Raw genomic sequence first — 10,610 nt, 5'->3', positions numbered from 1 at the left:
GCCGAACAGGCCGCGGGCGCCGTAGCGGTGCCGGTCGGAGTAGGCGGAGAAGGTCACGCCGTCCCTGGTGGCCTCGTACGTGCGGACGAAGCCGAGGCCGCCGCGGTTGCGCCCATCGCCTCCCGAGCCTGGGATGAGCGCGAACTCCGTCACCCTGAAATGCGAGTAGTCGATCTCCAGCGCTTCGACGGGAGCGCTGGCGCAGTTGGAGATGGGGTTGTCGAGCGCGTCTGCGCCGTCGCCCGCCGCACCGGCGCCCCAGCCGCCGCCGAGCACCTCCAGCACCACCTCGTACTGGTGGCTGTGGGGGTCGAGGTAGCTGAGCGCCGCCGCACTGGTCGTGTCGTAGCCGGTGGCGACGACCCGGTCGGGCAGCGCCTCGGCGAGCGCCCTGATGACGGCGTCGAACGCGCGGCTGGCCGGGGTGAGCCTGGCGCGCACCGCGGCGGGCGCGGCCGGGTTGAGTATGGACCCGTACGGCGCGGTCACCCTGATGGGCCGGTTGCAGCCCTCGTTGAACGGGATGTCCTTGTCGCGCAGCAGGCCGCGGATCGCGCTCTGCACGGAGGAGACCGTCGAGGCGAACGGGCAGTTCAGGTTGGCCGGCACCTGAGGATCGGTCCCGGTGAAGTCGACCTCCAGGTCGGATCCGCGAACGCGGACCGCGACCCTGACGTGGTGCCTGTCGCCGCCCCACGTGGAGGCGTCGATGATCTCCTCGGCCGCGTAGTCTCCGTCGGGGATCTCCGCGATGGAGTCGCGCAGCCGCCGCTCCGCGTAGTCCTGCAGCTCGTCCATCACGGCGGCGGTCAGCTCGGGGCCGTGCCTGGCGACCAGCTCGCGCAGCCGTTCCGCGGCCACGTTGTTGGCCGCGAACTGCGCGTTGAGGTCCCCGACGACCAGGTCGGGCACGCGTACGTTGAGCCGGAAGAGCTCCTCGACGAAGCCGCCGTGCCAGTCGCGCGAGACTGAGAAGGGCCGGCCCGGCAGGCGGATGCCCTCCTGGTAGACCTCCTTGGCGTTGATGGTCAGCCCGGGCTCGCCGCCGCCGATGTCGACGTGGTGCGCCACGCTCGCCGCGAACCCGACGAGCGTGCCCTCATGGAAGATCGGCGTGAACAGGTAGATGTCCTGCAGATGCTGGCCGCCGCGGAAGGGGTCGTTGTAGAGGATCGCGTCGTCGCCGGTCAGCGCCGCGGGGTCGACGTCGGCCAGCACGGCGGCGATGGCGTGCGAGATGCCGGCGGTCATGATGGGGATGGCCTCGGCCTGGCTGACCACGTTGCCGCGCGGGTCCACGAGCGCCACGGCGTAGTCGCGGGCCTCACGCACGACGGAGGAGAACGCGGCCCGCCGCAGGTTCGCCGCCATCTCGCGGGGGATGGCCGCCAGGGCGGTGCCGACGATGTTCAGGGTGACGGGGTCCACGGTCATGTCAGGCTTCCCTGGTGAGCAGGAGGTTGGTGGCGGGGTCGACGGTGGCCGTCCAGCCGGGGGGCACGTACGTGGTGGCGGTTTCCTCCTCGACCACCGCCGGCCCCTCAGCCGTGAAGCCGGGCGGGAGCGACTCCCGCCACAGGAAGGCGCAGCTCCGCTCCTCGCCGCCGATCACCACCGGCAGATCCTCGCGGCGCGCGGGCCCTTCCACCGGTACGGCGGGCAGCGCGGTGTCTTCGCGCGGCACCCTGAGCGTGAGCCGGTACGTCACCACCTGGACGGCCTTGGCGGGCGTGCTGTGGCCGTACCTGAGCGCATGGGCCTCGTGGAACAACCCGGCCGCCTCCTCGGGGGACACGCCCTGCGGCACCGGCACGGTGAGCTCGAAGCCCTGGCCCCGGTAGCGCAGGTCCAGTTCGAATTCGGCGACCACGCCCCCGGGGTCCACGCCCTGGGTGGCGATCTCGGCCCTGGCTTCGGCCAGCAGCTCGGCGAACACCTCGTCCAGCTCCTCCGGCGCCAGCTCTGCCAGGTCCGCGACCCTCGTGACCGCGAAGCGGCGCTGGAAGTCGGAGCTGAGCAGCCCGTACGCGGACATGAGCCCGGCGTGCGGCGGGACCAGCACGGACGTGATGCCCAGCTCGTCGGCGACCGCCGCGGCGTGCAGGGGGCCGGCGCCGCCGTAGGCGACGAGCGTGTGGTCGCGCGGGTCGTGGCCGCGCTCGGTGGAGACGAGCCTGATGGCGCCGGCCATGGCGACGTTCGCGATGCGGAAGACGTCCTCGGCGAGCTGGGCAGGCGTCCGTTCGAGCTCACGGGCCAGGGCCTTCAACGAGGAGATCGCCGCCTCGGGGTCCAGGGCGTGCCGGCCGCCGAGGAAGTGGCCGGGCCGGATGAGGCCACGGGTGACGTTCGCGTCGGTGACCGTGGCCGCGGTGCCGCCCCTTCCGTAGCAGGCGGGGCCCGGATCGGCGCCCGCGCTGCGCGGGCCCACCTGGAGCATGCCGCCAGGGTCGAGTCCGACGATGCTGCCGCCGCCCGCGCCCACGGTGGCGATGTCCACCATCGACAGCTTGACCGGGATCCTGTCGATCATCGACTCGGTGGTGATCTGCGGGCGGCCGCCGGTGACCAGGCAGACGTCGGTGCTGGTGCCGCCCATGTCCATGGTGACGATGTCGGCGAGGCCCGCGGCGGCGGCCACCGCGACGGCGCCCGCCACCCCGGCGGCCGGGCCGGAGAGCAGGACGTGGATCGGCCGCTGCCGCACGTACGCGGCGGGCACGACACCGCCGTTGGACTGCATCATCGACAGCTCGCCCATGCCGCGATCGGCGAGGGAACGTTCCAGACGGCTGAGGTAGCCGTCGACGGTCGGCTTGACGAAGGCGTCCACGGTGGTGCTGCTGGCCCGCTCGTACTCGCGGAACTCGGCCACGACCTCGCTGGACAGCGACACGTCCAGGGCGGGCGCGAGCTCCCCGGCGATCTCGCGTACCCGCTGCTCGTGGGCCGGGTTGCGGTAGCTGTGCAGGAAGCACACGGCGATCGAGGTGACGCCCAGCCCGGCCAGCTCGGCCACCGCCTCGCGTACGGCCGGCTCGTCGAGCGCCACCAGAGGCTTGCCCGTGACGTCGAGCCGCTCGGGCACCTCGCGTACCAGCTCGCGGCGGACCAGCGGCCGCGGCTTGCGGTAGTGCAGGTCGTACATCACGTCCCTGTCGTGCCGCTGCAGCTCGAGCACGTCGCGGAAGCCCTGGGTGACGATGAGGCCCAGGCGCGGCCCCTTGCGTTCGAGCACGGCGTTGGTCGCCACGGTCGAGCCGTGCAGGAGCGGCGCGCCCGACAGGTCCACGGCCTCCAGATGGGAGATCGCCTCCAGCACCGCGAGCGAGGGGTCGGACGGGGTGGAGAACACCTTCCCCGTGGCCGCGAGCCGCCCGGCGTCGTCCAGCAGCACCAGGTCGGTAAAGGTGCCGCCACACTCCACACCGAGTCTCATCGCGTTCCTCTCTGTTGGATGGAGAAACGGTCACATAGGCCTCCATCTGCGGCAATACGTCATTTAACCTATGGAGATGCTGCACGGGCCGAGGTATGAGGGGTCGCCCAGCGGCGCGGGCGAGCCCGGGATGGCGCGTGTCTCCCCCGACGGCGCCGTGGAGCGGCTCGACGGCGTCGGGGCCGACCTGCGCGGGCGGCCGATGCTGGCCCGCGCCGCGACCGCGTTGCTGCGGTCGGGGCGCGACGCGGTCACGTTCCTCCTCGTGGAGGGGGACGAGTTGTGGACGCACGCCTCCATGACGGTGGCGCGGGAGACGGGTGACGTGGTGGTCTCCGCGGCGGACGTGCCGCCCCCGTACGGGCTGACGCCCCGGGAGCTGGACGTCCTGACGCTCATGGCCGGCGGGCTCACCAACACCGCCGTCGCGCGCTATCTCGGCTCGAGTCCGCGTACCGTGTCCAAGCAGGTGGAGAGCGTGCTGGCCAAGCTCGGGCAGGCCACGCGCGGCGGGGTCGCGGCGTTCGCGGTGGATCACGGGCTGCTCAGGCTGCCGATCCCCGGCGGGTGCCCGGAGCTGACCGCGCTGGCGGCGGGCGCGGTGGACCGGCTGATGCGTTCTCCCGGGCCGCTGCCGAACTTCGCCACCGTCGGGGTGGCGCGGCGGCGCCCTGTCTCGCCGTACGAGATCGGGCTGCTGCTGCCGCTGGTCGGCGGGTCGAGCGACGACGGCGAGCAGATGCGGCGCGGGGCGGATCTGGCCGTCGAGGAGCTGAACGCGCGCGGCGGCGTGGCGGGCCGGCCGGTGCGCACGCATGTGAGCGCGGTGGACTCACTCGACGCGGACTCGGTCTCCGCCGGCCTCGCGGAACTGGCGGCCCGGGAGGTGCCGGCCATCGTCGGCGGCTATCTGCTGACCGACGAGCGGGCCTCGTACGAGATGGTGGCCGACTTCGGCGCCCCATACCTCAACATCGGCACCAGCGACCTGCAGGCCGACTGGGTGCGGCAGGAGCCGGACCGGTTCGGCCGGATCTTCCAGACCGGGCCCACGCGCGCCAACTACGGCAAGGGCTTCGCCCGCTTCCTCCGGGGCCTGCGGCTGCGCAGAGGCAGCGTCGGGTTCGTGGAGACGACGATGCCGGACACACAGGCGTTCAACGAGGAGACGGCGCGGCTGGTGCAGCAGGCGGGGCTGGCCATCGACTTCGTGGTCCGGCTGACGCCGCCCTACCACGACTGGAGCCCGGCGCTGGCCGCGATCCGCACGCATGCGCCCGGTGCGGTGATGGTCACCCATCACCTGGCCGAGCAGGCCGCCGCATTCCAGCGGGCGTTCGTCCAGGAGCCCTCGCCGACGCTGGTGTACATGGTGTACACGCCGGCGGTGCCGCAGTACCTGGAGCTGGCGGGACGGGCGGCGGAGGGCGTGGTCTGGGCGACGGTCACGGGCCTGTACGGGGACAGCAGGGGACGGGCGTTCGCCGAGCGCTTCCTGAAGCGGTACGGCGCCTCGCCGGGGAGGTCGGTGGCGGGGGCGGCGTACGACCAGATCAACCTGCTGGCCCTGGCCTGGTCGGCGCACGGCCGCCCGCACGACTTCGGCCTGGTGGCCCGGGATCTGCGGGCGATCGTGTATCGGGGGGTGAACGGGGCTTACGACCTGGACCGGGGCGGGCAGACGAGCGTGGCGTTTCCCGATGAGATCCCGGATCCTTCGCTGGGGCAGGCGCACCTGGTCTTCCAGATCCAGGACGGGGTGCACCGGGTCATCGGCCCGGCGCCGTACGCGGAGGCCGCCTTCCGGCGACCCCCATGGATGGTCGCATAAGGGCTGGCCGGATTCTTTCGGATAATGGCCTCCCGGCCACTCGCGGAGGCTAGGCAGCGCGCGCAATGATTGCATGCGCCGTATAAAGGCGGACGCAATGCAATTGGAGGGTTTGGACATGCCTATCGGGCTTCTCGCCCTGGCACTGGGCGGCTTCGGCATCGGGCTCACCGAGTTCGGGATCATCGGCCTGCTGCCTGAAGTGGCGGCGGACTTCGGGGTCACCGAGCCGGTGGCCGGATATCTGGTCTCGGGCTACGCGCTGAGCGTGGCGGTCGGCGCCATCGCGCTGACTGCGGCGATCGCCCGGTTCGACCGTAAGAAGGTGCTGCTCGCGCTGATGGTGCTGTTCATCGCGGGCAACCTGATCTCCGCGGTCGCGCCGATCTACTCGGTGCTGATGGCAGGCCGGGTCGTCGCGGCGCTGTGCCATGGCGCGTTCTTCGGCGTCGGCTCCGTGGTGGCAGCCGACATGGTCGCGCAGAACCGGCGGGCCGGGGCCATCTCGCTGATGTTCGCCGGGCTGACCGCGGCCAACGTGCTCGGGGTTCCGCTGGGCACGCTGCTCGGGCAGCAGCTCGGCTGGCGCTCGACGTTCTGGGCGATCACGATCATCGGTGTCGTCGCGCTGATCGGCATCCGGCTGCTGGTGCCACCGACGCCGGCACCCGCCGAGACGAGCCTGCGCAGCGAGCTGGGCGTGTTCCGCCGGCCACAGGTCTGGGTCTCCGCCGCGGTCACCGTGCTGGCCTTCGGCGGCATGTTCGGCGCGTTCACCTACATCGCGTTCACGCTCACCGAGGTCAGCGGGTTCGCCACCACCACGGTGCCCTGGCTGCTGGTGCTGTTCGGGGTCGGCACGTTCGCCGGCAACTTCGCCGGCGGCAAGTTCGCGGACCGCGCGCTGAACACGTCGTTGACCGTGATCCTGGCGCTGCTCACGGTGGTGCTCGCCGTGTTCGCGCTGACGGCGCAGAACCAGGTCATGACGATCGTCTCGCTGCTGCTGATGGGCGCGGTCGGGCTCGCCACTGCACCCGGGCTGCAACTGCGGATCATGGGGTACGCCCAGGACGCGCCCACGATGGCCTCCGGCGCCAACATCGCGGCCTTCAACATCGGCAACGCGCTCGGCGCCTGGCTGGGCGGGCTGGCCCTCGGCGCCGGATTCGGCTTCGTCTCGCCGCTCTGGGTCGGCGCCGGAGTCACCGCCGCCGGGCTCGTCGTCCTGGTGGCCGGGTCGGTACGGCCGCGCCGTCAGGCGCCGGATACCGTCCCGGCCGAGGTCACCGCGTAGAACTCCTTACGGGTGGGCGATGAAGCGGCCGAAGCGGCCCTGGTGGTAGATGAGGGGACGGCCTGGGCTGTGCACCCTGGCCTCGGCGACCAGGCCCACGACCAGGATGTGGTCACCGACGTCCACCGTCTCGTGCGGGAGGCAGATCAGGTGTGCGGAGACGTCCTGGAGCAGGGGGGCGCCCAGGGGGCCCGGACGCCAGCGGGTGGGCTCGGCGAACCGGTCGATGTCCTTGCGCGCGAACCTGGACGCCAGATCGGCCTGGTCACTGGCCAGGACGTTGACCGCGAAGTGGTCGGCCGAGCGCAGCCAGGGCCAGGTGGTGGAGGACCGGTCGACGTAGAAGGAGACCAGGGGTGGGTCCAGGCTGACGGAGGAGAAGGACGTGGCGGTGAGGCCGACGGGGATGCCGTCGGCCTGGGCGGTGATGATGACCACCCCGGCCGCGTGCACGGCCAGCGCGCGCCGGAACCCGTCGGCGTCAACGGGGCCATCCGGCACCGCCTCCACGACCGGCTGTCCCTCCACCTCCGACTGCGATTCCGTCATCGACAGGTCGTCCGCCACCACCGCACGCGACTCCGCCGCCAACCGCGGTGCCGGCGCCAGACGGGCCGACGCGCGCCGAGCGTCCCGAGCCCGCCGGGCCTCGCGAGCGGCCACCGTCTCCGTCATGAAAGAGCCCCTTCCTTGAGCACAGCCGCCACCTGCGGCGCCACTCGATCGGCCCATCCGGCCAGTACCTCCTCCAACTGCGGAATCTGCGACTCCAACACCGCCAGCCCCGGGGTGGGCACGAAGGCTCCCAGCTCCACCAGCAGCGGCCGCAAGTGCACCTCCACCGCCAGCGAATGCTTGTGATCCCCCATGACCAGCAGCGGCAGCGCCGCCTTGCCCGCCAGCGCGTCCGGCGGCAGGCGGTCAAGGAGGGACTTCAGCAGACCGGTATAGGTGCCCTTGTAGGTCGGGCTGGCCACCACGAGCACGCTCGCCCCGGTCACCAGTTCCAGCGCCGCACCCACGTCGGGATGCTTGTCGGGCGAGAGCAGGTGGGGCCCGGGCCCCGACAGGTCCACGACCTCGTACGCCCCGGACGAGGCGCCGAGGCGGCCGCCGACCGCCTGGGCGGCCGAGGTGGCGACGGCGAGGGTGCGGGAGCCCGGCCGGGGGTTGCCGACCAGCGTCACGATGCTCATCGCGCCACCGCCACTTCGTGCCGGGCCTCGGCGTAGCGGGACGGGGGTCTGGGAAGGCCGTAGTTCTCGCGGAGGGTGCGCCCCTCGTAGTCGTACCGGAACAGGCCCCTGATCTGCAGCTCCGGCACCACGTGGTCTACGAAGTCGCTCAGCCCACCGGGCAGGATCGGCGGCATGATGTTGAACCCGTCGGCCGCCCCGGAGAAGAACCACTCCTGGAGCTGGTCGGCGATCTGGCCGGGCGTCCCGGCGACGACGCGGTGGCCGCGGCCGCCGGCGAGGCGGCCGAGGAGCTGCCTGACCGTGAGGCGCTCGCGCCTGGCCAGGTCCACGACGAGCTTGCGCCGGCTCTGCGCGCCCTCCGTCTCGACGGGCACCTCGGGCAGGGGCTCGTCCAGCGCGTCCTCGGTCAGTTCGATGCCGGTCATGTGGGAGAGCTGTGCCAGCCCGTACGCGGGGATGATGAGATCCTCCAGTTCCTTCTCCAGCCGCAGCGCCTCGTGCTCGGTCGAGCCGATGATCGGCGAGATGCCCGGCAGGATGAGCACGTCCTCGTGCCGCCGGCCGTAGGCAGCCAGGCGGCGCTTCAGATCGGCGTAGAACTCCTGCCCTTCCTGCAGGGTCTGCTGGGCCGTGAAGACGGCCTCGGCGTAGCGGGCGGCGAACTCCTTGCCGTCCTCCGACGACCCGGCCTGGACCAGGAGCGGGTGCCCCTGGGGCGGGCGGGAGGTGTTGAGCGGCCCGTTGACGGCGAAGTACTCGCCGGCGTGCTCGATCGCGTGGATCTTGCCGGTGTCGGCGTAGAGGCCGCCGGCGCGGTCGCGCAGGATCGCGTCGTCCTCCCAGCTGTCCCAGAGCTTCCGCGCGACCTCCAGGAACTCGGTGGCCCTGGCGTAGCGGTCGGCGTGGGACGGACGGACGACGCCGAAGTTGCGGGCCTCGGCCTCGCCGGCGGAGGTGACGATGTTCCAGCCGGCCCGGCCGCCGCTGATGTGGTCGAGTGAGGCGAACTTGCGGGCCACGTGGAAGGGCTCGTTGTACGTCGTCGACACGGTGGCGATGAGGCCGATGTGGTCGGTGACGGCCGCCAGGGCCGACAGCAGGGTCAAAGGTTCGAGGGCGCCGAGCGCGTTGTGCCGGACGTTGCCGTTCAGCGCCACGCCGTCGGCGAGGAAGACCGAGTCGAGCTTGCCGCGCTCGGCGATCTTGGCGAGCTCCTGGTAGTGGCGGACATCGGTGAGGCGGGCCGGCTCTGTCCGGGGGTGTCGCCAGGCCGCCTCATGGTGGCCGACGCCCATGAGGAAGGCGTTCAGGTGGAGCTTTCTCGTCACGTGGTCCTCCAGGTGGAGAATCGGCGCTCGACGCCGACCAGGAGCAGGTTGAACAGCACGCCGAACGAGGCCTCGAAGTACCGGGGGAGCCGACCGCCGAGGATTCGCCGGCGCGTCTCCTCCGGGACGTCTTCCTCGGCCTCGTCGTCGGGCAGGTCGTACCAGTGAATGTCTCCGGGGAGCAGGCGTCGGTCAGCCATGAGCCCGCTCCAGTACCCGCGCCGCCGCGACCTCTTCGCGCAGCAGGCTCCACACGCGGTGGCGGTATTCGCCGAAGACCGGGTCAGCCCTCAAGTCGCCCTCCCGTGAGTCGAAGCGCACGTCGATGATCTCTTTGATCCGGCCCGGCGTCGAGGTCATCACGGCGACCCTCTGGCCGAGATAGACGGCCTCGTCGATGCCGTGCGTGATGAACACGACGGTCTTGCCGGTCTGCTCCCAGACGCGGACCAGCTCTTCCTGCAGCGACTCGCGGGTCTGCGCGTCCAGGGCGGCGAACGGCTCGTCCATGAGCAGCACGTCGGGGTCGAACGCGAGGCTGCGCGCGATGGCGACCCGCTGCCGCATCCCGCCGGCCAGCTCGTGCGGGTAGCGTTCCTCGAACCCGGCCAGGCCCACGAGCGCGAGGTGCTCGCGTGCCCGCCGCGCCCGTTCCCGCCTCGGCACGCCCTTGGCCTCCAGCCCGAACTCCACGTTGGACTGGGCCGTGCGCCAGGGGAACAGCGCGTACTGCTGGAAGACGATGCCCCGGTCGAGCCCGGGCCCGGCGACCGCCACGCCGTTGACGAGGATGTCGCCGGACGTCGGTGCGGTCAGCCCGGCGATCAGGTCGAGCAGGGTGGATTTGCCGCAGCCGCTGGGCCCGACGAGCGTGAGGAACTCGCCCTCGCGCACGTCGAGGTCGATGCCGGAGAGCGCGGTGAACGCCTGGGGGTCGTCCCTGACCTGGAACGTCTTGGTCACGTCCCGGATGCTGATCTTGGTCATGAGCCGCTCGCAGCGGCGTATGGGTTGAACTTGATCACGGATGGTCCTCTGATGGACGGAAGAGGGATGTCAGCGGTACGTGATCAGCGACACTGCGCGCTGGCGACGTGGCCGAAGTCCACGTGCGGGCGCGTGGTCAGGTAAAGGCCCATGTCTATGAAGCTACGATCCCCGACCGTTAAAGTCAACATTTCCTACTGGACATACATGAATTAGCGCCAAGCCTGCGCGAGCAGCTCGTATGAGCGGACGCGGTCGGTGTGGTCGTGGGTGATGGTGGTGATCAGCAGCTCGTCTGCCTGGGTGACGCGCTGGAGCACGCGCAGCCCTTCCGCGACCGCCTCAGGGTCGCCGGCGAACTGGGTGTCGACGCGGTCGGCCACCAGCCTCCTGTCCTCCTCCGTCCACACGTGGGCGTCTGCCTGCTCGGGGGTGGGGTACGGGATGGCGCCCTGGCCGGTGCGGATGCTGCGTACCCAGAGGCCGTAGGGCTTGGCCAGCTCCCGCGCCGCGGCCTCGTCGCCGGCCA

The 10,610-nt window shown here is 71.5% G+C and carries 9 protein-coding genes and 1 pseudogene; 2 read left to right on the top strand and 8 right to left on the bottom strand.

The window, feature by feature from the left end; translation table 11 throughout:
* The coding region (locus tag AB0J09_RS41940) for a hydantoinase B/oxoprolinase family protein (RefSeq protein ID WP_360703914.1) at positions 1–1,434 on the bottom strand (1,434 nt) is incomplete at its 3' end.
* Between the two features lies 1 nt (position 1,435).
* Positions 1,436–3,439: a hydantoinase/oxoprolinase family protein gene (locus AB0J09_RS41935; protein WP_360703911.1), complete on the bottom strand. Its 2,004-nt coding sequence runs from the start codon at positions 3,437–3,439 to the stop codon at positions 1,436–1,438.
* Between the two features lie 76 nt (positions 3,440–3,515).
* Between AB0J09_RS41935 and AB0J09_RS41930 the strand changes: the two genes are divergently transcribed.
* Together AB0J09_RS41930 and AB0J09_RS41925 are read left to right on the top strand one after the other, a co-directional pair.
* Positions 3,516–5,270 (top strand): ABC transporter substrate-binding protein, encoded by a 1,755-nt coding sequence (locus tag AB0J09_RS41930; protein ID WP_360703909.1) that lies wholly within the window; start codon positions 3,516–3,518, stop codon positions 5,268–5,270.
* Between the two features lie 118 nt (positions 5,271–5,388).
* Positions 5,389–6,567, top strand: coding sequence for an MFS transporter (locus AB0J09_RS41925; protein ID WP_360703907.1), 1,179 nt, complete (start codon positions 5,389–5,391; stop codon positions 6,565–6,567).
* Between the two features lie 6 nt (positions 6,568–6,573).
* Here the strand turns inward: AB0J09_RS41925 and AB0J09_RS41920 are convergent, their stop codons facing one another.
* From AB0J09_RS41920 to AB0J09_RS41895, 6 genes and pseudogenes are all read right to left on the bottom strand, one after another.
* The gene (locus tag AB0J09_RS41920; protein WP_360703916.1) at positions 6,574–7,116 is read right to left on the bottom strand and encodes a flavin reductase family protein; all 543 of its coding nucleotides are present in this window, start codon (positions 7,114–7,116) and stop codon (positions 6,574–6,576) included.
* A 122-nt stretch (positions 7,117–7,238) separates the two neighbouring features.
* Positions 7,239–7,763, bottom strand: coding sequence for an NADPH-dependent FMN reductase (locus AB0J09_RS41915; protein WP_360703904.1), 525 nt, complete (start codon positions 7,761–7,763; stop codon positions 7,239–7,241).
* The gene (locus tag AB0J09_RS41910; protein WP_360703901.1) at positions 7,760–9,094 is read right to left on the bottom strand and encodes an LLM class flavin-dependent oxidoreductase; all 1,335 of its coding nucleotides are present in this window, start codon (positions 9,092–9,094) and stop codon (positions 7,760–7,762) included. The genes AB0J09_RS41915 and AB0J09_RS41910 overlap by 4 nt, the downstream gene beginning before the upstream one ends.
* Positions 9,091–9,294 carry a hypothetical protein gene (locus AB0J09_RS41905; protein ID WP_360703898.1) on the bottom strand — a complete coding sequence of 68 codons (204 nt, stop codon included), beginning with the start codon at positions 9,292–9,294 and terminating at the stop codon, positions 9,091–9,093. The genes AB0J09_RS41910 and AB0J09_RS41905 overlap by 4 nt, the downstream gene beginning before the upstream one ends.
* Positions 9,287–10,081, bottom strand: coding sequence for an ABC transporter ATP-binding protein (locus AB0J09_RS41900; RefSeq protein WP_360703895.1), 795 nt, complete (start codon positions 10,079–10,081; stop codon positions 9,287–9,289). The genes AB0J09_RS41905 and AB0J09_RS41900 overlap by 8 nt, the downstream gene beginning before the upstream one ends.
* Positions 10,082–10,293: 212 nt before the next feature.
* Positions 10,294–10,610, bottom strand: a pseudogene (locus AB0J09_RS41895) (LLM class flavin-dependent oxidoreductase); the annotation flags it as partial.

Source organism: Nonomuraea sp. NPDC049784 (assembly GCF_040659615.1).
Taxonomy (GTDB): Bacteria; Actinomycetota; Actinomycetes; order Streptosporangiales; family Streptosporangiaceae; genus Nonomuraea.
This window is presented reverse-complemented; position numbering and strand designations above follow the sequence as displayed.